Below are 25,434 nucleotides of genomic sequence, written 5' to 3' on the forward strand. Positions count from 1 at the left end.
TATAGATTTTGCAGAAACATTACTATATTCGAATAGGCAATCTGACAATTTTTAAAAACAACCAACTGTCAGATCAAGTAGTGGCTATTACACTTAAACCAACATAAGTTCGTATTCAAGTGCAATGCGATTGTTTATGTAGGCTTCTCAGTAATGGGTAAATAATTCATAACATTGTTACCTTATTTGTTCTAGTCCCGCTAACAAAGCAGGACTATTTTGGGGGATTATTAGATAATAATAACTGACTGTCTATCCTTTGCAACACAGATGCCATCCTTAACTATATAACATTCAACAAAATGGTTCCCTTTGAAGCTCGTTGGTTCTTGATGCGTCATTCCTCCTGCACTAATCTGGCCTCTGACACAATTTGACTCGATAGCGTATTGCCCCCTATTTAATGTTTTCCAGTAAACAGTAAATGGTTGGGGAATGTTAACGTTTGTGACAGTGAAGGTAATCTGCCTACCACGACCAACTTTATTGCCCTGAGTATGCAAGTCATAATTTCTGTGTCCTATTTTTTTATTTACTCTAGCTGTTACTCTGACTTTGTAGATAGGATTCAATCTTAACGGGAAACCTAAGTCAGATATTTGCTGTTCTGTATTATTGTAAGAAATCAGATTTCGATTAGATTCAGTAGAATTTTGTTCAGACTTGTTTTCGGGCTTTTTAAAACACTCGCCAAATACTTCCTGCCATTTACTTAAGCTCCTATCCTTATCCGTCTCCTCGTAGGCTTCAATAATTTTGTCACCGTAGTATATCATTTTTGTTCTGAATACCGCCCAGCCGTCTTGGTTCCAGCGATCTCCGAAATTCTCTCCAGTTTCTCCAGGGTCAGCAATAGTAGGCATGTATTGGTGATCCTTGACATATGATTTTAGTTTTTTCATAACAGTGTATAGTGTAGTTGGTACATCACTGTAGCAATTTTCATCCTCTAGTAAGGCAGCGTCGTTAACCTGTTCACCTAATAGGGTATTTAAAACTATTGACTTGATTGCAAATGTTTGTTTATAGTCACGAATGTATTTCAATAGACGTATTACTTTTACAAAGTGGTGCTTAGTTATTCTGTTTCGTTCATCTAGCCATTCTGTATATTTTTCAGGATTTGTCAGCTCAAAATTATTCTCGTGGCGATTAGTTACATATTTTTCACCATGACGTTCTAAAAAGGGCACTACATCAATGTGGAAATCATTCGCGTATTGAATGGTTACACATCGGGTTTTCCTACTTACTTTATCCTTATACGTATTGTTGCCCCTAAAAAAATGATATAATTCCTGGACATAATCTTTGGGTTCCCACTCCGCGTTTTCTTCAAGATATAGCAAGATATCTGCATCAAATTCCTGTGTAGTTTTTACTGGCTTGATGATGGTTTTGTGAGCGTAAGAGCCTTGAGGTACGACATCAATGAAAATATCTTTAAAATTTTCACTATCACTTAAAAGGTTCGTGATTGTCTCGGTTCTCTCGTCCAAAGTTGTAATTCTTGAAGGATTAAGATTGACCTCATTTTCTAAAAAACGTTTGAAGTAGCTGGTTAATTTCATTTTGAATTGATGGTTAAAGTTTGTTTGTAAGAAGTTCCAGTACGGTCGTAAATTATAATGGCAGGTTGTGCATCGCGCATTAATCCACGACCACACGCTATAGCAGCAGTAATCGGAACTGAGGGAAATAAATGGATTTCATTACAGGTTTTATGCGTAATTTCTATTTGACTTAAAAATTCATGGTAGGTTTTGTTGAAGTTTTCGTAAGAAGTTTTGTTCCTTAAAATATCGCGGTTCGGAGTTGTTCCTACCGGCCTTATCTCATATAGGTTAGAATTTGCGAATACATCAGGAGGAAGATTATCGGGATTAATGTTACCGCTTAGGGACAATATTAATGCAACATTTGCTGAATCAACCTCTTTTAATCTAATAATTTCAAATGTTTCGGCTTTCACCTGTTCAGACCACATCCAGGTTTCTTGCTCACCTCGGTGTTTCTGATAAAGCGACGAAGGGATTTTATCGCCCAGTTTATAGCCCAAATAAACTAATAATGGAATACGGGTCATCGCGAAGATAGAAAGATGTCTAAATGCCCCTTTTTCTACTCCTTCTATAAGAGGACGCAAACTTTTGTTGATTATGTTCATTCCTATAGACCAGTAAGCTTCCCAACTTTCTTCCGGGTCCGGGAGGGTGTTTAAGTTAATTTCAATTCCATGCTTATCAAAACTGTCCATAAACTTGGCGAACTTTTTCTCGCTATTGAATATGACGTTTCTCGCGTGCTCCTTTGATACTTCAACGGATACCCCCCTGATTCCCCCTAGCATTCTTAAAACTATGCTTTCTGAATCTACCTGAAGTTCTGTCAGGTGGTGTATCCTGCTTTCATGATCTAATTTGTGTTGCATAAGACGATTCAAGGTAAACTCTTCCAGTAGAGACTTGGTATCTACAATTTTATGATCATCTGCACATAGTAGGATCAGGTTGTCAACAGTGTTTCTCTGATTTAATGCTAGTGGGGCATCTCCTCTCGGTGATTTTTTTGCCTTGCTCCATCCGACAATATGTGCCATTTCTCCTATAGAGATATCATAATTCAGATCAAGCAAATATTTATTACAGATAACGCAACGTCCACCAGAACGAACCCATAGTTTTAGTTTATCCGGCTCTTTTACAGATGGTCTAGTTTCAACAATATGGTCACCAACTTCTATTTTTATATTTTTTTTTCTTAGTCATGAGCAAATAATAATTAATTGCGAAAGCTAATTTATTAACGTAAGTGTATTTTATGAATATGAGATTTATACACCATCGATTTACATTTTTGTGTATTTGTTGCTTATTTCGATGACTAATCCACTATTGAAAGATAATAAAACAATATTGCTTTACAAGTTTAAATTGGTTTTATTGTAAAGGTGCAAATTGGTAATTAAGCTCAATATGGGAAACTGTATTCTTACAATGACTAATTAGGACAGGAGCTGATTCGGTCAATGCTAAGATTAGCTGTTGTTTATAATACTTTTTTGTATCCTGTTGTATTACAGTTGTATAAAGCTTATCATTAGGTATTCATAATACGGATCCTCGCCAGTGGGATTATAATTGGTTAGACATAGTCCTAGCAGTCCGCAGGGGCTATATCGTTTATCCGTATGTTCTTTAGGACTGTATCGCTGCGCCTCTTTGGAAAGAGGTATTATTGACTTATGAGGCACTTCAAGCATTGAAGCGCCAGCCTAGGGGAGTCTATTAGGCTTTTTCCGAACAATGATATTAGTAGAATAAGACAAATGAAATAATAGAAAAGTTGTCGTAGCCTAGGTTCATCATCATCGTTGAAACGACTTAAAGTATATGTAAAGCTGATGAAATAAGCAGGAACTGTAATGGAGAGCGCAGGGAGCGTTGTCAATAAAAACAGCTGTATGATTAGTAGTGTTAATCTATATTTTGTATAAGTCGGACTAAATCCTTTTTCAAATACTCTTAGTATTCGTTCTTTATTAGCCTTCGTAGAAGTTATATAAAGTCGTAGTTTTCCTCTTCTATAGAGTGTAAGTAGCTCACAAAATAGTCGATAGTAAAAGGTGTACGTAATGAAGAGTAATATTTCAATTATTAATACTATCGCAAATATATCCAATACATGTTTAGTTATTGAAAAGACCAGATCATTTATCGTCACATAGCTAAATATGCTTATACCGAAACTCCAAAAGTAGAGGTAGTAATTCGTGAGACTGATTGCATATAGTGATAGAGATACTATGAGTATGTGTTCTTTTAAGAAATTTACTATTTCTTTAATATTAGTCTTCATTAACAAAGCTTGAATTAAATGGCTATATCGTTTTTCTGTATGTTCTCTAGGGCTGTATAATTGCACCTCTTTGGAAAGAGGTATTATCGACTTATGAGGGTGTTTTATAAAAGTTTTGCGATTGAAGCACTTTAATGATTTACAAATGATAGGTTAATAAGATCTCTTACTTCGCCTTAGTCGTAAAAGTCATTTCTTCAAGATTCTTTTTTGATTTAGTAAATACATCAATGTAATTATCTATACTCGAATTCGCGACATTAAATAACTGTTCTATTCCGGATACAATTCCAAGCGCATCACTGACATGTTGCGCAAAAGGTGCAGTTAAAACTTTACTTGAAACAGGGTCGTTTTTTAGTTGATCTAGGCTGTTTAGAAAACTGTGTATTTTTCTTAACCTGCTAGCTCCAGATATTTTAAAAGCATCTAAAACTTCCTTTACTTGAATTGCTAATTTTACAGAGGGATTTGTTTCAAAATCTGACTTTTTTACTTCGTAAGTTTCATACGGTTCAAAGACTGAGTGGACTATTTCGCTACAAGAAATAGCAATTCTGTGATTTAGAGCATTTAAATCCTTATTTATTCTATTGTATGTTTCGTTAATATATGTGAAATATTCTTCAATATGCTTCTGATGACGAGGAGTATTGCTAATTACGCTCCAATATTTGTAAAAACTTTCGTCATTAGTAACACATTTTTCTGAGATAATTGTGTATAATTTATGGTATCCAAATGATGAAATAGATTCGAAGATTAATGTGTTTGCTTTGAAAAAAGTGATATTATTAAATGAATCTATCGAAAAGTCGGATTTTGATTCATTAAGATTGTCTAATTGCTCTTCAATATTTTCTATCAACTTAGGATTTGTCATCTCTAGAATCTTTAAAATAGATTCTTTTTCTTCATCATCTTTAATTTTTTCTTTCTCAGCTTGACGCCTAAATTCTTCTTTTGATAAGTAGATTGAAAAATAAACAGTCAAAAAGAGTACTGTTCCTGGCATGAGGAAATCTTTTGAAAACTCGTAAATGCCTTTGTTGTAAGCGTCAATGAAGAACTGACACCATAATAATTCCATATTTAAAAAGCTTGGTTCTTGCTAAGATAAAAAAATAGAAGAATATTTTGAAGGAGCTGTTGTAGAAAGTGGCTTATTATTTAGCCAAATTCCAAAAAGCCCCTTCTCGTTAGATATATTAAATTTTAGTTAGTCATCCTCTTTTTTACTTCCACGTTTAAGCTTAATTATTGAAAGCTTGTTCGCTTTCCTATATTTCCTATCTTCTTTGCTTTCGATGAATGAGCAGTTCGTAAGGGAATCTTTAGAGGAGGAGTTGTTTTGTTCATAATTTGGAATTCATAGCATAGCTTGAAAAGCAGGACTAGCCGAGGATTACTTCTTCCTATAAACATTCGTATTCCCTTTTGTCGGGTGAGGATCAACTTGAACATCTGGGTGCTTTTTCAGTTCATTCTGCAAAGATGTACCTAATATTTTCCAACCCATATCAGCAAAATAGGCAACTATTTCATTAATCTCTCTGCTAGATTGGAAAAAATCGCTATTTATTAGCTTATTGTTAATAGCATCTTGTATTTTAGGCCTTTTCATAAAGTATTCCCTCTTTTGGAAATCGTTTTTATGTATTTGGAAAAGCTGAAATTGAAAGTCAGATGGTATTTTAAACTTTGGAGAACTTACTTTTTCAATGCTAAGATTTGTAAAACTGATGAGACGTTCCATAGTCTCAATTTTTAAGCCTGTGTGACTTTGCTCAACGTTTACTATAGTTGCTGGAGATACTCCAGTTAGTTCAGAAAACCTTTTAATTGAAAGGTTTAAGTATTTTCGTGTAGCTCTAAGGTTCTTGCCAAATGATGATTCCATACGGCAAATACACAAAATGCAATCATTTGTAATTGACTAAATAATTGTTTATTTAAAAATAATATATATCTTTGTTTACAAAATGATTTAAAATAGAAAAAGCAAGAAAAAAATAGACGATAGATAAATAGACAATAAACGAACCTCGTAAGGAAATCTGGCGATTTAACTTATTATAAGCAATACGAGTGTGAGTGACGCGTCGATTCCTTATCTTTGGAAGAATTTCTAGGATAGGGATGGCGCTTGCTTAACGCGCCGTGTTGCATGAAATATTGGGCCTAGACAATATTCAGGGGCTCTTCGCCAGAGCCTTCCTTGCGGTGACAGCAAGTGACCTCCCACTTTTGATTGGCGCTTTCTGTAGTTCGTTGAAATATATGAACTATGAGAGAATCAATTAAAAGAATTAAGCACTTAGTTACATCACAGAAATGCGATGTAGCTGGTGCTTTTCTTTTTTCAAGATTTTGTAATTCTCGCAAAAAGGAATACAAATCAATAGTTAGAGTGCCCCCTTAATACTCAAGGAGTAGAAGTCATTGTTGATGACTCAAATCGAAGTATTTGCCAGTTATAAACCGACAAAGCCCAATTGTAAAAAGCAAAGGTATCTACTCGATTTCACTCAGTTAATTTTTTATTAGAACCAGTGACTAGTGGTGAGTGACCAGTAACGATACTGGCGTGTCATTTAGGTTGCTAAAATTTACTTGAAAACTTCGCGTAGCGAGCTCTTCAAGTCGATTAAAGAACAGTTTAAAATCTTGAAAAATGAGACAATTTTTTAGGGGTGGGAGAGAACTGCCCTTTGGGCAGAGCGATGTCTGCTCCGTAAACCAAAATAGATTGCTTCGTCGCGAAGCTCCTCGCAAAGACGAAACGGGGTGCAATGACGAAATGTGGCGCAGTGACGATAGAGTTGGACTAAATGTAAGTAGTCTTATAACAATATTCTGTGTGTTGTTTAGTTGCCTTTTGGTTTCTCCTGCCTTCGGGCAGGAGGCCAAAGGCCTAACTCAAAACATACTGAGAGGTGTGGTTTCATCTGTTCAAGATGGGAAGCCGATAGAAGGGGCTTCGGTCTCTGTAGATAAGAGGCATACGCGCACGGATAAGCAGGGAAGATTTACCATCAGTGTAGATAAGCCTACAGGAGTACTAACTATAAAACACATCGGATACAAGGAGCAACGGGTTGCCTATGAGATTACGTCTACTACATTAAATATCGCCCTACAGGCCAATGAAAAACAGATCGAAGAAGTGGAAGTGGTATCTACAGGATACCAGAAGATACCCAAAGAAAGAGCTACGGGGAGCTTTGAGTTTATCGATAACAAACAGCTTAGCAAGCGGGTTGGACCAACTATTATAGACCGATTGGAGAATATGTCGAATAGCTTGCGGATGGATAAGAGCTACGAGTTCTCTGATCTAAACGAATACCATAGTATTCCGCAGTTTGATTTTGATATCCGGGGCAGGACAATGATTTCTGGATCGGCATCGCGTACGGTCGTCTTGGACAATGTAATATATGAAGGCGATTTACGTAACATCAATCCCAATGATATAGAATCGGTCACGGTATTGAAGGATGCCGTCGCGACCTCGATCTGGGGCGTAGCAGGTGGAGGTGGAGTGATCGTATTGACGAGTAAGAAAGGGGCTTATAATTCTCCATTTAAGCTATCCTTTAATAGCAACCTGACTATAAAGGACAGACCCGACCTTTATAGCAGACCATTTATGAATAGTACTGACTTTATCGAATATGAACGTTTTTTGTATGATAAGGGGTATTTCAAGAGTAAGTTAAGTAATAAGACCACCTATCCTTCGGTATCTCCTGTTGTAGAGCTATTGGACGCGGTGGACAAAAAGCTATTGACCTCCGTTGAAGCCGAAGCACAGATTGAAGTATACAAAGGGTACGATGTACGGGACGACTATTATAGGTACATATACCGTAATTCGGTATTTCAGCAGTACGCGTTGGGGCTGTCTGGGGGGAATAATAGCGTTCGCTTTAATCTTACGGGCGGATATGATCATAATAAGAATCAGCTAATCACCTCAAAGAATGACCGCCTTACCTTCAGCTCATCCTTGCAAGCTAGACCTTTGGAAAAAATGGAGGTCTCGGCAAATGTGACTTATGCACAGGTCACATCAAGGGATAATAGCGTAAATCAGCAACTATCGTATTCGGGTAATAGTTCTGGGGTTCAAACACCACGGTGGCCCTATTTGCGACTCGTGGATGATTCTGGTAGGCCCATCACAGTAGATAACGTGACCCTGCGTGCGCTGTATAGAGATACGGTAGGAAAGGGGAATCTACTGGATTGGACATACAATCCTATAAAAGAGATAGCGCATAATAGCAATACCAGTAATCCGAAAGACCTGAGCATAAACCTAACGGTGCAATATAAGCTGCCCTTCGGTTTCAGTGCACAAGGGATGTATGGCTATCAACATATACAGAATACGTTGTCAAACTGGGATGGTATGGGCTCGTATGCGATGAGACACCTGATCAACTATTATTCGCAATGGAACGATGAGTCGGTGCTTAAGCGGCCTATTCCATTGGGCGATCGATTGAATAACCTGTATGATCAGACTAGCAGTCAGACAGGAAGGGTACAGCTTAACTATTCTTCCGCTTTTAGTGATGTGCATCATCGCCTGGAGGGACTTTTGGCGTCAGAGATCAGGGATAAGAATTTCAGTAGGACATCTTCGCTATATTATGGATATGATCCTGATAAGCTAACCCATGTAGCGGTAGATCTCGCAGGGCTATATCCAGTAAACAATAGGAAGACTGGTGGGGCAAAAATACCTGATGCTACGCTGTTTGAAAATCAGACAAACCGCTATGTCTCTATCTTTGGTAATCTGAACTATACTTATAGCGACAAATATCTGCTATCGGCTAGTTTCCGTAAGGATGCTTCTAATCTATTCGGCGTCTCGGCCAACCAGAAATGGGAGCCCTTATGGTCTGTAGGTGCAGGTTGGCACATATTAAAGGAGGATTTTATAAAGAGCAGTCCTGATGATATTTTGAAATTTAGAGCGTCCTTTGGTTATGCAGGAAGAGCCAATCCAACATATTCGGCTGTGCCGATTATTTATTACAGAGGATCGGCACCATTGACGAATTTAGCTTATGCTAACATCACATCCTTAGGAAACCCTTCGCTCTCGTGGGAAAAAATCCGTACGATAAATGTCGGATTGGATTATTCTTTTTTCCAACGACGGTTATCAGGGTCGGTCGAATGGTATCAGCGTAATTCGCGCGAATTGATTAGTTCCAATCCGGTAGATCCTACCTCGGGTTTCTTGACAATGGTCACCAATGGTGGTGAATTACAGGCAAAGGGTTTTGAACTTGAGGTGAATTCGCTAAACTTCTATTCCGCAGCATTCCGTTGGAATAGCAAGTTGCTGTTTAACCGAAACCGGACATTTGTAAAATCGTATAATTATAAATGGCCCTCGGCCACCAATTACGTAATGCCCAGTGCAGGCGCAAATGCTGTTTTGCGGGAAGGATACGATGTCGGCACCGTATTCGCATTTCCATTTGCAGGGCTCGACAACCAGAATGGGGACCCTTTGGGCTATCTCGATGGTGAAGTCTCAAAAGACTATAATGCTATACTCTATGGACCTTTCGAACAGCTTCGCTCGGTTGGTCCGGGGATTCCTGTTTATTATGCTTCATTGGGTAACGAGTTTAGCTATAAAGGGGTTAGTATTAACGTTAATCTACAGGCAAGGCTTAAGTTTCGCTACATCAGACCTACGTTTAATGAACGGAATGCTGCTGAGTTTAGACAGGGACATCCCGATTATAATCTGAGATGGCAAAAGCCTGGTGATGAGCTACACACCATCGTACCTTCATTACAATACCCTATAGATACCTATCGGTCTGAATTTATGATGGGAGCGGATGCATTGGTAGAGAAAGGAGACAATATCAGAATACAGGATATGCAGCTCGCTTATGATCTAGGGGATTTTAAGTCCTTAAAAAATATTAGGGTATATGGATTTGCCAAAAATCTAAACTGGATACTATGGAAAGCGAGTAGCTATCCGTTGGATCCAGAATATCGGGATGCAATCCCTGCTCCGCTATCTATCTCATTTGGTTTAAACTTTACTTTATAATAGGTTATGAAAGCAATTTTAAAAATGGTCTTAGTGGGTATAATATTGAATACCCTAGGGGCCTGCACGCACTATCTTGAAATGAAACCTGATCAAAAGATGGTCGTTCCGCAGTCTTTGGAAGACTGTGACGCTATATTGGACGATTACTTTACGATGAATGCGGCTTACCCTGTGTTTGGCGAAGCTGCATCCGACTTGTATTATCTCACGGAGGTGGATTATAAGGCATTGACCGTGAATCATGATCGTGGTGCTTATGTTTGGGATCCGAAGTTGGATCTGCCCGTCAATAGTTGGCAAGGAGGCTATAAAGTGGTAGCTATGGCCAATCTGGTTTTAGAAGTTCTGAAAAAAATAGATAGAGGGGAGGATGTAAATAGATATGACCGCATATTAGGATCGGCGTTATTTTTCAGGGCTTACGCTTATGCGCAGTTGGCTGATGTATTTGCTTTGCCCTACGAGAGTACTACCGCCGAAAGTACAATGGGACTTGTCCTAAGAAATACCGCTAATGTGGATGAAATTTCGACCCGCAGCTCCTTAAAGACCACCTACGCCCGTATCCTTGCTGATTTAGAACAAGCCGCCGAACTTTTGCCTTCTTCTTTAGTGGTCAAAACGAGACCGAGTAAAGCAGCAGCATATGCAGCGATAGCAAGAGTAGCGCTTATTGTTCAGGATTTCCCCGAAGCAGAGAAAGCAGCAGAATCATCCTTGGGGCTGTACAGTGAGCTAATCGATTTTAATGGGTTGAATATGAATGCGGCAGCACCCTTTGCTAATTTTAATAAAGAGATGCTTTTCTATGGAGTTACATTGACTTCTTCTGTTTTAAATCCAGCGATATCAAAGATTGACTCTTTTCTATTTGACTCTTATGCAAATGATGATTTACGCCAAAAAGCTTTTTTCAAATCCAACGGGAATCAATCTTATGCTTTTAAAGGTAAGTATGACGGGCAGATAAACTACTCATCTTTTGCAGGGATAGCTGTGGACGAAGTTTACCTTATTCTAGCCGAATCGCTCGCACATCGAAATAAAGTAAGTGAAGCAATGGAGGTGCTGAATAGATTGCTTAAGACCCGATGGGTAACCTCGAAATTTATGCCCATGTCGGCAAACGATAAGCCGCAGGCGCTCGATATCATATGGACGGAGCGAAAGAAATCGCTGATTATGCGAAACCTGAGGTGGTCGGATATCAAAAGACAGAACCTTTTGCGAGAACCCAAAATTACGTTAACACGCAAGCTTGGTAATGAGGCAATCTATTTGCCACCTAATGACCTGAGGTTTGCTTTTCCCATACCGATGGCAGTGGTCAAGCAGACCCCTTCAATAATTCAAAACCCTAGATAAATGAAAAGATATCTCTATATACTGTGGCTATCGGCCACAGTATTTTCAACTCAGATTATAAGAGCCCAGATTGCACCTCTAGTAATAGGTGACTCACTAGACTTGGCGATTCGGGTAGAACTAACTAATTCCCCAAAAGCAAAACTTAGATTAGAAAAATTTGCTGCAGAACTAATGGTGTTGGATTTCTACAATACGTATTGTGGCTCTTGTATAGCTGCATTTCCGAAAAACAACATACTACAACGAAAATTTGGTAACCGTATTCGCATACTGCCTATTACCTATGAAGATAAAAAGAAGGTAGATGGTTTTAACCAGAAGAACGATTATATGAGAGGCAATGAACTTCCGATAATAATCAAGGATAAAACGCTTAGCGCGCTCTTGCCCCATCGAGGAGTACCTCATCTGGTATGGATATGGCAAGGCCGGATCGCGGCAATCACAAGCGGTGATATGCTGACAGAAGCTAATGTGGATCATATCTTGTCAGGACAGAGTGTGGTGGATTGGCCTAGGAAGAATGATTTTTTTGATTATGAAATGGAAGAATCTCAGCAGGACACTATGTTATACTCCAAGTTCTATTCCTATCAAAACGGTGCAAAGCTAAACTACCTGATAGATACCATAGGAAATAGGATACGGGCAAAGTTTACCAATGTGCATCCGCTACCATTGTTTACATTTTTGTATGGTAAAAAACATCCTGAAATGCCTTTCATGAAGAAGAAAGAACGAGTTGTTTTGAATGTAAAAGACCTCACAGACTTTGAAAGAGATACGACGATGCCTTATTCCCTGTGGTTGCAGGAGCATTCATTTTGCTACGAGTCCACTTGGCCTCTTGGTATCGAACAGCTCGCGCTTATGTCCAATATTGTAACCGACATCGGGAATCGCCTAGGACTAGAGGTTCTGTACACAACACATAGAGCGAGGGTTTGGGTGATAAAACCCATGCAGGAGCGGGTTGTGCCGCATAAGGAGGAACCAAACGCTGTAGTTCAGTCCGTGCTGATATGGAAGGGGCTACTGGAACTATTCCAAGAGTCTTTTCCTCCGATCATATTGGATGGTGTGGATCCTGAAAAGAAAATTACCGTTTATCCTTCAGTAACAGTGAAAGACTTTGTCAGTATGCGGCAAATATTAAATATGAATGGGTTGGAATTAGTAGAAGAGGAGCGTGAGATAGAAGCGCTCGTTTTTAATGACAAATAGGCCAAGGGATTTCCTTGGCCTAGCCTAAAGATATGAAGAAATGACGTTAATCTTTTAGATTGACGTGCGGTTGGTTGGTATTGGTATTTAGTGCTGTAACCATTTCACTGAGTATAGCTACATCTAGCTCAGGTCTACCACTACCATTGTCCGCAGCATCTATCGTACAGATTACTTGATCTCCACTACAGCTCGGAGGCGTACCCGTAACCAAGGAGTACTTGGAAGGGTTTGCTGGCTGCGTCTGATCATCTAATTTGAATAGAGGCATTGTACATTATTTAGAATGACAACTTAGTTTATATTGGCTACAAGCTTTTCGTATCTCTCTAGAAAAGGCTACGATACTTGGCCTGGCTGTGCCTCCGGAGTTTCCTCTGGGGGCTTTGCTTTCTTTACAGCACAGCGAGGACTTCATATGTCTTGACCCCATGCCCACGGGGATATACCGCAAATCTACGCCGTATTCGTTTGAATAGCGGCCGGTAGCAATAGCTTCTTTGTTCATTACCTAGATAGCGCATAGGGTAGGTCTGCCCCCATGAGGGATGGCCTATAGCTGCGGAGTCTATCCGCAAGGCGCTGTGTCTGCCTGCTTGTGCTGTACCTGATGGATGATATGTCGCTACTGCTGTCATTTTTTTGTTGTTATCTAGTGAACGAGTTATCTAGTTATCCCCGATAAACCGACGCTTTGTTGTATAATTCTGCTTCTTTTTGCGCATCTGTTTTGTTTCTTATTGATGATACCAAGTTCGGGCGTATAGGACGGATTGGAGTTGTAATTTTCCTATTTAAAACTTGTGATTTTCCTATTTAAAAGTTGCAAAATTTATAGTTTGCTGAAGTAACTGGGATCCATATTTAGATAAGAGGCGATACTTTTGCTCTGAAGGCGCAATGCGATGTGCTTGTGCCGCTCGTAGAATAGTAGTTTTGCCTCTCGGGCAGGCAGTAATAAGAGTTCGGTGCGAGCCAGTCGTCGATAGGCCCAGTAAAGTAGCATCTTGTGGTAGGCGCGGATAAGATTGAGGTTGTTGCTTTTGCTCAGGATATGGACGACATCGTCATGTTGGATATAGTAAATGCTGGTGTCTTCCAATGCTTGTAGGGTGTAAGAGCTATTGCGTGCCGGATAGATGGCGATGTCGCACTCGGCTATGAAATGTTCGATGGTATCACTGTCACGGTTTATTTTGGCCAGTAGGCCTTTGCTTATATAGACCAGGTCGTCTTCATCCAGCATCAGGGTATGACCTTTGCGCACATCGCGTTGCTTCAGGACAGTACATATCTGCTGTCGCTGTTCGGGAGAGGTGCCAATATGCTGGTCTAAATGTCTGAAGTCAAAATCTGTCATAATCACAATTATCGACAGAAATGGGTGCTCCGTTAATTGAAACCAAGGGAGCATTTCCATTTCTTTTAAAAAACAGTTACATCCATTGCAATGTGTTTAGTAGCTAATACGGAGTACAAGCTCGCCCTCGGCAGCGACATCGCCTTCACTGGAGATCTTGCTCTTTATGGGGTTGTGTGAATCTCCTCGTTTGATACCGAATACAACCGATTTAGCACCGGGCTCTTCTTTATCCAACCGAAAGGGAAGTCTAAAGGTCATCGTATTCGCGAGCTGATTGGATAATTGAAAGACGAAGGTGTCGTCTAGTGCATCTATCCACTGGATCTGTGACTCGCTGAATTTGAATGTTCTTTTGGCCCATCCGGGCAAGTCAAGCTGTACTTCACGCACTACGACGTGTAGCTCGGGGGTGTTCATGGCGTAGAAGTACATGTTTGCCGCTGCTACACCTGCTGTTGTAAAATCAAATTTTTCCATAAAATAATATTTATAAGTTTAGAGCTAAGTTCTTAAATAAAAAGAGGAAGAATTGGGGTTGACTAGGGGTGTTTATACCGAAATGGACAGGTTTTTTACCGAGATGGACAATAATATCTTGTTAAATGTTATTTTCTTACATAATAATTTATTAAACTGTGTTTTTTATATTATCTTGAGAGTTTAACCTGACGACCTATTTTTATGAAAAAGAAGATTACGATTCAAAAACGTATTTGGTATAGGTGGACCATGTTGGTGTTAACGTCTGTTCTCGGTGGGATATTGATGTATTGTATCGGCGAAGACGAGTATCCATGGCAGATGCTGGATGATCCCAATTTATGGATCAATCTTAGCCTTGCCGTAATTTCTGTCGCAGTGTATTTATTGTTTACATATGCTTCGATGATTTGGGTTCACAAGCGGTTAAAGAGCTGGACTTCTTTTTGGAACTACATGCAGCGTCGTCTTACTGCACAGCTATTATATAGTGCGATTCCTGCCATTCTTGTTGCAGTCGCCATGGCTGCAGCGATAGCTTATTTTCAGTTCGATACGGCTTTGTGGAAAACCAATTATTTTAAGCTGGATTTTTACGTGGTGCTAATAGTGACATTTTTTATCCAGTTTTTGTGCTATGGAATAGATATAGTGGTCTTTGTGATTCGTAATCTTAAGGCTAGCAAGGGGAGTTGGCGCCCGTATTTTGATAGTGATGATTTTGAAAATTTGATGTATCTGCGGTCAATGAAAAATATCGGAAAGGCAGTGTCTTTGATCAGCTTACAGGGGTTTTCACACTTGAAAAGTGTATTGGATGGCTACGGTATTGTGAAGGATGATATATGCTACATATATAGTATCAATAAAGAAAGGGTGATCCGGACGCATTTGGGGACCATTGTTGCCGTAAAGGAGACTATAGAAGAGTGGGGAGCGTTACTGCCGCCGGATGATTTCATGGTGGTACGTCGGGATCTCGTGGTATCTCGCGCTAGTGTCAAGAGCGCTAGGCCGCGTTGTAGAAAGACGACGAATATTGAATTGGACCCACCTTATGAATATGACAGCCATCTGAGTTATGATGCGTCAAAGGCTTTTGAGCTGTGGTGGGGGAAAGGAACTAAAGAGAAAGTATAAAAAACAGGTTATATAAATCCATTGCTTATTTGAATTGCAGTCGCCCGTCTTGGGAGGGCTGTTACTTTTTTTATACCCATTTTAAAAAGAGAATAACCATGGAACATCTTCCTAAAGATCTCGCTATACACCTAGTCGAAATACATAGCTATGCACGCGAAATGCGCGATTACATGCTACAGATACGCGATTGCTTATTGGTGCAGCATGTGGTGCCACAGCCTTCGCTGCGCGACCAGAAGCTGCTGGACATCGAGCAGGTACTCCGTATACTGCGCATCGGCCGTTCGACTTATTACCGCTTTGTAAATGCAGGCAAACTGGTGCCCCGCAAGATCGGAGAGCGTCACTGTTATTATCTGGAAGATCTCGAAGAGATGATACAGGAGAGCAAACGGAGGGGACGGATCTGATCAGGTTTGATCGACTTTTGATCGACAGCTGTTCGACTGCGGTTCGGCAGTTATTCGGTTGTTGTTCGACACTGCTTCGGGATTGCTTCGGGATTGGTTCGGGACTGATTCGGCTACTGTTCGGTAGGTGTTTTACTGTGCTTCGGCTGGGCTTCGCCCTGCTGTCGAACGGTAGCCATAGCCGAGTCGAAGGATAGCCGACCCAATCTCCTGTAGGGGGCGATACCATTGGGGAGCAATGCCGATGTATGCAGAATGGATAGTGGAGGATAAAGAGAAACTGTCTAAAAAGGTCGAAATTCTCGTCTTTGCGAGGAAGAATGACGACCGCCGAAGGCAGATGCGTAGCAAACCAATCTGTATTTTAAGCAAATTAGATTGCCGCACCGTTCCCGATTATCGGGACAGGCTGTTCCTCAGGTTCGCAATGACGATTATTGGTTACTTTTTAGACACCTCCCTAGGATAGGTACTCGGTGTGGGGCGTACTGAGGCCCCACACATCTGTACTGTTATCTACTGCCAGTCTAGTGTGTCTTCTATGGCTGGACCTTTTTTAATCTTTTCTTTTATGGCGTCGATGGTTTTATTGTATTGGTCTACTGTTTTTTTGTCGGCACCGACCTGTAGATCTTTGCACCATTGGATCGCTTGGGGCAGGGCCTTGGGATCGCTGCAGTACATCTGGTATTGGGTGATCATCATGTCCTTGAAGATGCTACCTGATCTACCCTTTAAGATATTGTAACGGTAGATGGCATTGATCTCATCGCCCATCTTGCTCCAGTCCTTGAATTTGTATTGTGCAGGTACGAGGTAGCATAACCATTCGGATGCCTTGGGGTGGTCGGATTTGCTGAGATAGGCCAAGAGGCTGTTGTAGGTGCTGTCTTCCAATGGATTGCTGTGTCCGTACAGATACTTGATGCTGCTCATGCCGTAAAGTTTGTTGATCTTGCCCTCGATTTTACCTTCGCCATAGAGTTTGATGAATTCGTCTCTATTATCCATCATGTATAGCATCTCTCGGCCAGCGGGATCTTCTACATATTTGAAGAAGATAGGAAACACTTCCGGTTTTTTGAGGTTCTCCAGCGGACCAGCCAGGAAGTCTTTGGAAACGTGATTCATCTTTTGCACTTCACCGGCATTGTGCAGTACTTCCATATAGTCCAGAATGAAGTCGGTCGTGCGGTCTCCGCTTTCATATCGGGCATCCATGGCTATACTGTTTCGCTTGGGGTCGATCCCACGACGGAATCTGGCCATCAGTTCGTCGCCCTCCATCTTGCCGTACATGCGGTGCATCAGCTTGCCTTCTTGGTCTAGGATCAAGAGTACGGGCTCGCCCACGACATGGTATACATTCTGAAGGCGTTTTTTCTCTTCGCCGGTATTGTAATCTACGGAAACGAAACGTGGATTGATATAGTCTGCAACGCTGTCCAGCGTGAGTACTTTCTGTTTGATGTAGAGACAGGGCTTACAGGTGATGGAACCGAAGTCCAGGAATATCAGCTTGTTTTCGGCTTTGGCCATTTGGAGGACCTCGCTAAAAGGGAGATTCTCCTTGAGATTGACCTTGCGGTTTTGGGCGCTGATACTGCTGCTGAATAGATTTAGAAAAATGCTAAATGCTAGGATTACTATATTGTGCGTTTTCATGTTGCTGGAATTATAACTGTTCTGAAAATCTGAATCCATCTAAACAAAAATAGGGCGGGGTATTCATTTTGCCTGCGGTCTTGTCGGAGGAATCGAGTTGAAATAAAATTTTGTCTACTTTTCCTAGACTGCTTAGCTCCATGGGCATCCAGTCGACGATGGTAAAGTTGCGTAGAAGGGCATCGGAGCGACGGTCGGCCAGTAGATACTCTACTTTCGCGGTTTCTACATCGTTTTGATAGCCGGTGGCGATGACCTTGACATAGTCTTTGGCGGTGACATTGAGGGCTCGTGTGCCCGGAGAAAATGTAAAGCCAAGGGTGGCATTGCCCTGACCGTAGTTGATGGTCTGCCATACCTGGGTGGTGTTGGCTACCAACACACGGTCTACCTGTACCGGGCGGTCAAAACGAACGAAGGCATTATTGTCGTTGGTCTTGGCGACTAGGAAGTTGCCTCCGGCATGCACGATATTGGTGTATACGCTGAACCGGGTACTATCTACAGCACCGGCATTGGTGACGTAGAGGCGGTGGTTGCGGTTGGATACGGCAAATCCGCTCCAATCATTGCCGTTTTTCTGGACATTGAAGGTGGCTATTTTGACCTTAAACGGTTCGTTGGGGATCAGGTGCTGGAAGCGGCCGACATTAATATTCTCAAATAGGATATCGGTCGCAAGCTCTTGATAATCATCCGGGCTTTTTTCTTCTTTTTTGCAACCTGTCAGGACAAAAAGTATCAAGAGACAGGTGTATATAAACTGATAGTTCTTCATAACTAATAGACTAGACTTTCGTAACTTGGATTTTGCTTTATTAGCTTGTTGAATTTTATTTCTGAAGTAGGAATAGGCCAAACGAATCTATCCTCTTCTAAGGCTACTGTTCCGCCTCTGAATTCGTAGATCATGGCTTGTCCATTGGCTCCTTTGAGACGTAGGGAAGCCATCCAGTCGGCATCATTTTCCAGGTTCAGTTCTTTAAAATACTCGTCAAATAGAAGCTTCTCGAATGCGGTAGGGGTAGCCGGAGCTAAGGCACCTAGATTGGACCTGGAGCGTATGGTGTTGATAGGACCTACGGCTGCTGTCAACGGCTCGCCGGTGCGGTATTTTAACTCGGCCTGCATTAGGTACAATTCGGTAAGACGTAAAAAATAGGTGGTATACTTGTCATTGTCGCCACCGATAAAGCGCCCTTTACGGCAGAGTTTTTTTGGACGCAAATTGGTCGTATTGGGCGTGAGCGATGGGTATCTTACCATTCCCCAGCCTTCGTCAAACCGCGAATCGCTTTCAAGAATCGCTTTTGCCAGGGTGACGGTCGGAAGGCCTGTGATGGCGTAATTGTAACCGTAGGTGAAATTATAGGCAGACACTACATCGTCGGTCTGCTCGCGATAGCGGCAGAAGAGGAGTTCTTTTGAATCCCAGCTGTTCTCGTAGAGCTTGGTCAATGATGGTTCAAGTACTATTCCGACTGCTGTGGCCTCTTGGATCACGTCGTTGACCAATGCCAGGGCTTCCTTATAATCATTGTCCCAGCCACGGTTAAGGAGCAGTTTGGCCTTCAGCCCTTTTGCGAGCTGTTTAGAGACACGCTTGCCGGTGCTGTAGTTGGGACAGTTGGCGATGGCTTCATCCAGATCGGCAATGATCTTATCATAAGAGTCTTTTATGTTAAGACGGGGTTGATAGACATTGGTCAGTTCGGCCATCTGATCTCTGAATATAAGTCCGTATTCGGAGCTTGGTTGGTCACGCCAGCGCCCGAAGTACCAAAATGTATAGAGGTGGGCAAATGCGCGTAGGCCTTTGGCTTCGGCTAGTATTTCTTTTTTCCGGGCAGGGTTTTTAAAACTGTCATCAGGCAGTTTGGATACATTTTCCAGTACGGCATTGGCTCTATTAATGGTGGTGTAGAATATTTTCCACAGGGCATCATTATCGCCGGTAGCTTGCATATTCATGTTGTAGGCAGAGCTGTTGTACTGATAAGAACCGAGCATGGAGCTAAAGCCTCCTGAAAAGCGTGCCGTGTAATCATTGGAGCCAACAGCCGCGTAGGCACCATTGAGCAGATTCTGTGCAGAATTCTCGTCGGTGATGGCTGCTTCTGGTGTGAGCAGGTATTTGGGATCCTGGGTGATGAAGTCTTCGCAGCCGATGAAGGTCAGACCGAGGAATATACTGAGTGTGATACGTAAAATTAGAGTCTTCATAATCTTATTTATTTTAACGAGTACCTGATAGAGAAGTTGTACGAACGCATGGATGGATATACCCCCCAATCGGTTCCCATTCCTGTGGCTCCTCCGGTGAGCCTAAAGTTGCCCTCGGGATCTATACCGTTGTAGTTTGTAATGGTAAATAGATTTGTGCCGGAGACGGAAAGATCGATGTAACCGCCGAATACTCTTTTGGATAATTCATTCGGGACGCGATAGTTAAGCCGTATCAGGGATACTTTTAGGTAGTCTGCTTTCGAAATCCAGAAGTCTGAAAAGGTATTTGACGATCCTTGACCAAAGGACATCCTTGGCCATTGTGCAGCCCGATTTTCGGTACTCCAGGAATCGAGTACGTATTCTGGGTAGTTTTTAAGAAACAGGCCTGTGGTGTACCAGTTTGCCGAATTGGTGTACCAGTATCTCGTCGCGCCATAGCTGTACACAAAATTGACATTGAGGGAAAAGTTGCCCTTGCGGAATGAGGTTCCGAACCCGCCAAAAAATTTGGGTTGCGAATTGCCCAGAAAGGTCTTGTCATCGTTGTTGACCAGTCCGTCATCATTGATGTCCTCAAATCGTAGATCTCCCGGACGGACGGTGCTTGTATTGTTCTGGTAGAATATCTTGGCTCCTGTGGTCGGGTTTTGTTTGGAGAGTAGGTTGTATTCTTCCATGGATTGGTAGTATTGGCCGCTCCATTTGAATCCGTACCAGCTTCCCAGTGGCATGCCTTCTTCCATGCGTATAGCGAGGGCATTGCCTGCGTATAGATCCATGAACTTGTCAACTCCGTTGATTTTTTGGACGATGGCTTTATTGCCTGCGATGTTAAAATTAAGGGACCATACCATATCCCGCTTACGTATCACATCGCCCTGTATGCCGAATTCGAGACCGCTGTTCTGAATATTGGCGATGTTTTCCTTTACGGATGTAAATGAACTGCTGGAAGGGATGTTCTTGTTGTAGATGACATCGCTGGTCTGCTTGTCGTAGTAACCAAAGGAACCGTTTATCCGGTTGTGGAGCAGGGCGAAGTCAAGACCGATTTCCCAGGTTTTGGTTTTCTCCCAGCGTAGGTTATTATTGCCCAATTGGAAGGGGGCGTATCCGGGCGACTCGTCAAACTGTGCGGCCTGGTACAATGAACGCCAATCATTATTCCCTAGAACCTGGGAACCTGAAACGCCCAGTGAGCTGCGTATTTTTAGCTGGTTGAATAGTTCGGGATCTAAGAAACGCATGAATTTTTCCTTGTTGAGCATCCAGGCGATACCTCCGGAAGGGAAGTAGGCCCAGCGCTTGTCGGGACCGAAACGGGATGATCCATCGGTACGGAAGGTACCGGTTAGGATGTACTTGTCGTCAAATTTGTAATTTAATCTGGAGAAGCCCGAAACCATGGCCGTAGACGTATGTGAGGAAGTGGGTTTCAAAGCGGTGGCCCCACTGGTCAGGTTGGTCATGATGTACTGGTCGGGAAAGTTTTGGGCGCCGGCAGCGAAGTTTTTGGTAGCCCCATTTTCCATGGAGAAACCGATCATGGCAGAAAGGTCGTGCAGTGTGCCGAACTTTTTGTTATAGCTTGCTATGTTCTCAAATATCCAGTTGGCCATTTCCATCTGCGATATATTGGCCTGCCCTTTATGGGTCGAGTTTACCGTGCCTTCGGTCTGGAATCGGTCTGAAAAGCTTTGGCTATAGGAGATCGCAATGGAAGATTTGACAAACAGGTTGGGACTGAAGTTATACTGTAAGTAGGTGTTGCCGTTTAATCCCTTACGCTCGTTATAATTGCGGTTCGCTAATGTAGTGAGTGGATTTTCTTCGTAGTAGCCCGGGATAAATATTTTTCCGTTTTCATCGTACATCGGGAAATCAGGCCGGAAGTTCCAGATTTTTTCAAGCATCCCGTCTTGGTTATTCTGTTTGTTTAGGGATCCGTTGAAATTGAGCCCTACGGTAAGTCTGTCCATTATCTTGGCGTCAAAGTTGATCCGTCCCGTAAAGCCGTTTCGGTCAGAGCCTTTGATAATACCCTGTTGCATAGGCATGCCGAATGCTATAAAATAATTGTTGGTAGGGGTGCTGCCACGGAGTGATACATCGAGCTTCTTCTCATTGGAGGTGCGGGTCATTTCGTCCCACCAATTGGTATTGCCATCGAGGAAAGCATTGGATAAGAAGGGCGCAGATAGGTAATCGACTTCGGTGCCGGTTTTTGCCTGGGAGGCATCGAGTATGGTGCTGATGCTCCCTGTTGTCGGGATGGTTCCGTTGGTAAAGTAGTAGTTGCGCGCGGCATCGGTAATGACGCGTTTGAATTCTTCGGTTTTGAGGGTACGGAAGCTATCCCGTTGTTTTTGAAAACCGTAGTTGAAGCTGGCATCAAGTTGGGGTGTCTGCATTCTGTTCCCTTTTTTGGTGGTGACGATGATGACACCATTGGCTGCCCGCGAACCGTAGATGGCCGTCGCCGAAGCATCCTTCAGGATGTCTATGGTCTCTACATCGCCCACATTGAGATCGTAGAGGATATCGCCGATATCATTGCCGTTGACATTGTACTGCGGGATACCGTCTATTACCCATAGGGGCTGGCTGTTGCCGGTCAAGGAAGTGGTACCACGGATATTGACGGATACGCCCGCACCGGGAGCGCCACTGCTGATCTGTACGTTGACCCCTGCGGCTTTTCCCTGTATCATGGAGGCAATATCCTGATGTGGAGCGAAGCCTTCGAGTTCTTTGGCATTAAGCTGCACGACGGATCCGGTGAGGTCTGACTGTTTGGTCTGCCCGTAACCTACATTCAGGATTACTTCTTCCAGCTCGTTTTCCCGATCCTGAAGGATGACATTAGCCAGTTTTTTGGAAATCGGTAGCTCTATGGAAGCGTAGTTGATATGCGTGATGATGACGGTCTTGTAATCGTCACGGATGGGAACGCTGAATTTTCCATTTGCGTCCGAATGGGTATTAAATGGTGTGTTTTTGACGCGGATATTGGCCCCGGATATGGGGTTGCCTTTGCTGTCAAATACGTAACCGCTAATATGGGTCTGGACGACACTGCCTGTCACGGTAGGAGATGTGACCTTGATGGCTTCATTCTCTAAGGTAAATTGAAGGTCGGTCTGTTTGGAAATATTTTCTAGGACAAGCTTCAGCGGGGTGTTTTCACACCTTATGCTATACTTTTTACTGTCGTCAATGATCTTGTCCGAGAAGAAGAAGTCGATGTTGGTCTGCTTTCTTATTTCCTTGAATATTTCCCTTAAGGAACTGTTCTGTTTTTCCAACGTTACTTTTTGTGCAAAGGTGGACGCGTTGAGCTGAAAAACAAAAGCCACTAGAAATGTGATGATATTCAATTTCATGATAAGTATTTTATACTTTTTTAGGCTTGGTATTATTATCATATATTTGTGAATAAGGTTAGTAAGATTCGTACTTGATGCTTTCTCAGGGCAGTACGAGTTAAATTAACGTTTTATTAAATATGTACTGGAGCGCCTGGCGTTCCAGTTTTTTTGCGCTTATGATTTCTGTATCGTAATTCTCCTTTCTTTCATATCGATTTGGTAATTATATTGGTTGTTGCTGTTTATTGTTTCTAATAACTGAAGCAGGCTCTTTTGGCGGGATAGGATACCGGTAAAGGATTCTTTGGGATCTACTGAAGTATCCAGTACAATGTCGATACCGTACCAGCGGGCGAGCAATGCGGTGACTTCTTTTATGGATTCACTTTCGAATATAAAGACATCGGTGGTCCAGGCACGGTCACTGTCCAATACGACTTGTCTATGTACGGAGGTCTCGCCACTGGATTTATTGAATTCGTAACTGTCGCCAGGCAGTAAGAAGGTGGACTCCTTGCCCTTGATAAGTTTGACTTTTCCTGTAAATAAGGAGACCCGGAGTTCGGGAACTTCTGGAGAAGCGTTGATATTGAAACTGGTACCCAGGACCTCGACTTGATGTGCTAAGAAGGAAACGCGAAAAGATGACTTTGGATCGGTGCGTTTGGAAATGTCGAAAAAGGCTTCTCCTGTTAGACTTACCGATCGATGGGTGTCGGAAAAATCTTTGGGGATGCTTAGTTCTGATCCGCTATTCAGCATGACAGTCGAACCATCGGTAAGCTGTACGGTTAGATTATGCGAAAGGGGAGACTTTATTTTTATTTCGCGGCTGTCGGGGGAATGGAGTGCTAAGGTCACATCTGTACCTTCTAGCCGAATGTCTTGAAGATCGATCTTAATGTGTTTTTGTGTGGTATCTATGGCATAGTTGCGGCCGCCAAATTGGATATACCCTTGGCCTACCTTTGGGTATACCTCGGCTAGTGCTGCATGCTCTGTATCTGATGGAGTGGATAGGAGATAGGTATAGAGGAGTCCGCTGATGGTACAGAACAGTAGAAGGCTCGCGGCGATGCGCAGGCCAATAGAAAAGGTGTGCTGCTTACTCGTGCGCGCAAACGAGGGTCTTCTGGTGCTTACCGTATGCTCAAAGCGTGCGGTATCGATCTCTTTGCTCGTTGTCTCTTTTAAATAATGGGCATACCAGCTTTCAACTAGTTCCTTTTCTTTCGGACTACAATCGCCGGATAGGTAACGCTCAAATAGATCTTGTTTGTTAGTCATAATTCAGTCTGTATGCTACATATAAGACAAACCAAAATCGACTCGGTATACAAACTAATTCAAAAAAAATAATTTGATGTAGGGGATTTTCTTTTTTAATGTTTTGGTGATGCGAAAGACGGTGGTCTTGATCGTCTGTAAGGATAAGCCTAGATCGGCCGCAATGTCTTTGTAGCTTTCTTCATTGATACGGGCTCTGATAAAGATTTCCCGCGCTTTTGGGGGTAGGTTTTCAATTTCTCGATGTAGGATCTCGAGTATCTCTCCGTATTGTACGCGCTCTGCGAGACCACTGGAATGTTTTTCCTGAAAATCATATAGATGTTCCAGAAATTGGAACTTTCTATTGCTGCTGTTGATGTAGTTAATAGAGGCAAAACGTCCCATCTGGTATAAGTAGGCTTTGAAACTTTTGATTTCTTTGGGAAAGTCTTTCCATAGCCGCTCAAAGATATTATGGACGATATCTAGGGCCTCATCATCCTGCTGTACGATCTTATTGATCTGAAGGAAAAGGAACATCCAATGTCTATTGTACAACGCCGTGAAGGCCATTTGATTGCCTTGTTGGGATTTTTTGACCAACTGATCATCATCATATGTATCATACACCTTCATTTTGGAAATGATCTTTCGAATAGATTAGTATAGACGTATTATTCGTCCAAGGGTTAGTTAATCAGAAGCAGCTCTGATATCTTTAGTATTAATATATTCAAACCTACATAAAATTGCTGTTAAACGCAATATAATTACGTCTTAATATAAATGAGAATTTTGTTCTGCTCTTCATTCATAGGGATTTTTCATTTGGGGAATTGGTTTTATAAACCTGAATAATGGGACGTACTGTCCCGTATCGTATCATCTTGTTCCATCTAGTGCCATTACTTCCTACCGGTGCCATCATCTGCCTAGTTTAGCGCTTGATATCAGGAA

At 42.1% G+C, this 25,434-nt stretch carries 20 protein-coding genes; 5 read left to right on the forward strand and 15 right to left on the reverse strand.

All coding sequences use genetic code 11. The features are described 5' to 3' along the window. Positions 1 to 230 precede the first annotated feature (230 nt). The 4 genes from CLV99_RS19795 to CLV99_RS19810 all read right to left on the reverse strand — a co-directional run bounded on the left by CLV99_RS19795 (position 231) and on the right by CLV99_RS19810 (position 5,758). Entirely contained in the window at positions 231 to 1,571 is a 1,341-nt protein-coding gene (locus CLV99_RS19795) for an SMODS domain-containing nucleotidyltransferase (protein ID WP_133586247.1), read from the reverse strand. Then, entirely contained in the window at positions 1,568 to 2,749 is a 1,182-nt protein-coding gene (locus CLV99_RS19800; protein WP_394347256.1) for an SAVED domain-containing protein, read from the reverse strand. The genes CLV99_RS19795 and CLV99_RS19800 overlap by 4 nt, the downstream gene beginning before the upstream one ends. A gap of 1,275 nt (positions 2,750 to 4,024) precedes the next feature. Further along, a complete protein-coding gene (locus CLV99_RS19805; RefSeq protein ID WP_133586249.1) occupies positions 4,025 to 4,948 on the reverse strand; it encodes a hypothetical protein in 924 nt (307 codons plus the stop codon). 315 nt (positions 4,949 to 5,263) lie between these two features. Further along, positions 5,264 to 5,758 carry a helix-turn-helix domain-containing protein gene (locus CLV99_RS19810; protein WP_133586250.1) on the reverse strand — a complete coding sequence of 165 codons (495 nt, stop codon included), beginning with the start codon at positions 5,756 to 5,758 and terminating at the stop codon, positions 5,264 to 5,266. 774 nt (positions 5,759 to 6,532) lie between these two features. On the opposite strand from CLV99_RS19810, the gene CLV99_RS19815 reads away from it, so the two are divergent. From CLV99_RS19815 to CLV99_RS19825, 3 genes are read left to right on the forward strand one after another with little or no spacing between them, the layout of a single operon-like run. Continuing rightward, entirely contained in the window at positions 6,533 to 9,955 is a 3,423-nt protein-coding gene (locus CLV99_RS19815) for a SusC/RagA family TonB-linked outer membrane protein (RefSeq protein WP_133586251.1), read from the forward strand. A 6-nt stretch (positions 9,956 to 9,961) separates the two neighbouring features. Further along, positions 9,962 to 11,323 carry a RagB/SusD family nutrient uptake outer membrane protein gene (locus CLV99_RS19820; protein WP_133586252.1) on the forward strand — a complete coding sequence of 454 codons (1,362 nt, stop codon included), beginning with the start codon at positions 9,962 to 9,964 and terminating at the stop codon, positions 11,321 to 11,323. Continuing rightward, positions 11,324 to 12,550 (forward strand): TlpA family protein disulfide reductase, encoded by a 1,227-nt coding sequence (locus CLV99_RS19825; RefSeq protein ID WP_133586253.1) that lies wholly within the window; start codon positions 11,324 to 11,326, stop codon positions 12,548 to 12,550. A 46-nt stretch (positions 12,551 to 12,596) separates the two neighbouring features. Here the strand turns inward: CLV99_RS19825 and CLV99_RS19830 are convergent, their stop codons facing one another. The 4 genes from CLV99_RS19830 to CLV99_RS19845 all read right to left on the reverse strand — a co-directional run bounded on the left by CLV99_RS19830 (position 12,597) and on the right by CLV99_RS19845 (position 14,390). Then, positions 12,597 to 12,821: a hypothetical protein gene (locus CLV99_RS19830; RefSeq protein ID WP_133586254.1), complete on the reverse strand. Its 225-nt coding sequence runs from the start codon at positions 12,819 to 12,821 to the stop codon at positions 12,597 to 12,599. A 124-nt stretch (positions 12,822 to 12,945) separates the two neighbouring features. Then, positions 12,946 to 13,188, reverse strand: a complete 243-nt coding sequence (locus tag CLV99_RS19835; protein WP_133586255.1) for a hypothetical protein — start codon at positions 13,186 to 13,188, stop codon at positions 12,946 to 12,948. Positions 13,189 to 13,382: 194 nt separating this feature from the next. Further along, a complete protein-coding gene (locus CLV99_RS19840; protein ID WP_133586256.1) occupies positions 13,383 to 13,964 on the reverse strand; it encodes a cyclic nucleotide-binding domain-containing protein in 582 nt (193 codons plus the stop codon). 42 nt (positions 13,965 to 14,006) lie between these two features. Beyond that, positions 14,007 to 14,390, reverse strand: coding sequence for a hypothetical protein (locus CLV99_RS19845; RefSeq protein WP_133586257.1), 384 nt, complete (start codon positions 14,388 to 14,390; stop codon positions 14,007 to 14,009). Positions 14,391 to 14,594: 204 nt separating this feature from the next. On the opposite strand from CLV99_RS19845, the gene CLV99_RS19850 reads away from it, so the two are divergent. Both CLV99_RS19850 and CLV99_RS19855 read left to right on the forward strand, forming a co-directional pair. Further along, positions 14,595 to 15,533, forward strand: a complete 939-nt coding sequence (locus CLV99_RS19850; RefSeq protein ID WP_133586258.1) for a LytTR family transcriptional regulator DNA-binding domain-containing protein — start codon at positions 14,595 to 14,597, stop codon at positions 15,531 to 15,533. 98 nt (positions 15,534 to 15,631) lie between these two features. Continuing rightward, the gene (locus CLV99_RS19855) at positions 15,632 to 15,946 is read left to right on the forward strand and encodes a helix-turn-helix transcriptional regulator (protein WP_133586259.1); all 315 of its coding nucleotides are present in this window, start codon (positions 15,632 to 15,634) and stop codon (positions 15,944 to 15,946) included. A 132-nt stretch (positions 15,947 to 16,078) separates the two neighbouring features. Here CLV99_RS19855 and CLV99_RS19860 read toward each other — a convergent pair whose 3' ends face one another. From CLV99_RS19860 to CLV99_RS19890, 7 genes are all read right to left on the reverse strand, one after another. Beyond that, positions 16,079 to 16,333, reverse strand: a complete 255-nt coding sequence (locus tag CLV99_RS19860; protein ID WP_133586260.1) for a hypothetical protein — start codon at positions 16,331 to 16,333, stop codon at positions 16,079 to 16,081. 129 nt (positions 16,334 to 16,462) lie between these two features. After that, positions 16,463 to 17,650: a thioredoxin family protein gene (locus tag CLV99_RS19865; RefSeq protein WP_133586261.1), complete on the reverse strand. Its 1,188-nt coding sequence runs from the start codon at positions 17,648 to 17,650 to the stop codon at positions 16,463 to 16,465. Further along, positions 17,622 to 18,389, reverse strand: a complete 768-nt coding sequence (locus tag CLV99_RS19870) for a DUF4465 domain-containing protein (RefSeq protein WP_133586262.1) — start codon at positions 18,387 to 18,389, stop codon at positions 17,622 to 17,624. Before CLV99_RS19870 ends, CLV99_RS19865 begins: the two co-directional genes overlap by 29 nt. A 2-nt stretch (positions 18,390 to 18,391) precedes the next feature. Then, on the reverse strand, positions 18,392 to 19,834 hold the full coding sequence (locus CLV99_RS19875; RefSeq protein WP_133586263.1) for a RagB/SusD family nutrient uptake outer membrane protein: 1,443 nt from the start codon (positions 19,832 to 19,834) through the stop codon (positions 18,392 to 18,394). 8 nt (positions 19,835 to 19,842) lie between these two features. Continuing rightward, entirely contained in the window at positions 19,843 to 23,223 is a 3,381-nt protein-coding gene (locus tag CLV99_RS19880) for a SusC/RagA family TonB-linked outer membrane protein (RefSeq protein WP_162850167.1), read from the reverse strand. A gap of 159 nt (positions 23,224 to 23,382) precedes the next feature. Next, the gene (locus CLV99_RS19885) at positions 23,383 to 24,495 is read right to left on the reverse strand and encodes a FecR family protein (protein ID WP_133586265.1); all 1,113 of its coding nucleotides are present in this window, start codon (positions 24,493 to 24,495) and stop codon (positions 23,383 to 23,385) included. 54 nt (positions 24,496 to 24,549) lie between these two features. After that, positions 24,550 to 25,113 carry an RNA polymerase sigma factor gene (locus CLV99_RS19890; RefSeq protein WP_133586266.1) on the reverse strand — a complete coding sequence of 188 codons (564 nt, stop codon included), beginning with the start codon at positions 25,111 to 25,113 and terminating at the stop codon, positions 24,550 to 24,552. Positions 25,114 to 25,434: the final 321 nt, after the last annotated feature.

It is taken from the genome of Sphingobacterium yanglingense (assembly GCF_004363245.1).
Classification (GTDB): Bacteria; Bacteroidota; Bacteroidia; order Sphingobacteriales; family Sphingobacteriaceae; genus Sphingobacterium; species Sphingobacterium yanglingense.

Excerpts from the sequence above, each read along its gene's own strand:
- CLV99_RS19865 (WP_133586261.1), bottom strand. The coding sequence starts at position 17,650 with ATGGATTCAGATTTTCAGAACAGTTATAATTCCAGCAACATGAAAACG.
- CLV99_RS19855 (WP_133586259.1), top strand. The coding sequence starts at position 15,632 with ATGGAACATCTTCCTAAAGATCTCGCTATACACCTAGTCGAAATACAT.
- CLV99_RS19870 (WP_133586262.1), bottom strand. The coding sequence starts at position 18,389 with ATGAAGAACTATCAGTTTATATACACCTGTCTCTTGATACTTTTTGTC.
- CLV99_RS19875 (WP_133586263.1), bottom strand. The coding sequence starts at position 19,834 with ATGAAGACTCTAATTTTACGTATCACACTCAGTATATTCCTCGGTCTG.
- CLV99_RS19850 (WP_133586258.1), top strand. The coding sequence starts at position 14,595 with ATGAAAAAGAAGATTACGATTCAAAAACGTATTTGGTATAGGTGGACC.
- CLV99_RS19835 (WP_133586255.1), bottom strand. The coding sequence starts at position 13,188 with ATGACAGCAGTAGCGACATATCATCCATCAGGTACAGCACAAGCAGGC.
- CLV99_RS19820 (WP_133586252.1), top strand. The coding sequence starts at position 9,962 with ATGAAAGCAATTTTAAAAATGGTCTTAGTGGGTATAATATTGAATACC.
- CLV99_RS19795 (WP_133586247.1), bottom strand. The coding sequence starts at position 1,571 with ATGAAATTAACCAGCTACTTCAAACGTTTTTTAGAAAATGAGGTCAAT.
- CLV99_RS19805 (WP_133586249.1), bottom strand. The coding sequence starts at position 4,948 with ATGGAATTATTATGGTGTCAGTTCTTCATTGACGCTTACAACAAAGGC.
- CLV99_RS19825 (WP_133586253.1), top strand. The coding sequence starts at position 11,324 with ATGAAAAGATATCTCTATATACTGTGGCTATCGGCCACAGTATTTTCA.
- CLV99_RS19880 (WP_162850167.1), bottom strand. The coding sequence starts at position 23,223 with ATGAAATTGAATATCATCACATTTCTAGTGGCTTTTGTTTTTCAGCTC.
- CLV99_RS19885 (WP_133586265.1), bottom strand. The coding sequence starts at position 24,495 with ATGACTAACAAACAAGATCTATTTGAGCGTTACCTATCCGGCGATTGT.
- CLV99_RS19830 (WP_133586254.1), bottom strand. The coding sequence starts at position 12,821 with ATGCCTCTATTCAAATTAGATGATCAGACGCAGCCAGCAAACCCTTCC.
- CLV99_RS19840 (WP_133586256.1), bottom strand. The coding sequence starts at position 13,964 with ATGCTCCCTTGGTTTCAATTAACGGAGCACCCATTTCTGTCGATAATT.
- CLV99_RS19890 (WP_133586266.1), bottom strand. The coding sequence starts at position 25,113 with ATGAAGGTGTATGATACATATGATGATGATCAGTTGGTCAAAAAATCC.
- CLV99_RS19815 (WP_133586251.1), top strand. The coding sequence starts at position 6,533 with ATGAGACAATTTTTTAGGGGTGGGAGAGAACTGCCCTTTGGGCAGAGC.
- CLV99_RS19845 (WP_133586257.1), bottom strand. The coding sequence starts at position 14,390 with ATGGAAAAATTTGATTTTACAACAGCAGGTGTAGCAGCGGCAAACATG.
- CLV99_RS19810 (WP_133586250.1), bottom strand. The coding sequence starts at position 5,758 with ATGGAATCATCATTTGGCAAGAACCTTAGAGCTACACGAAAATACTTA.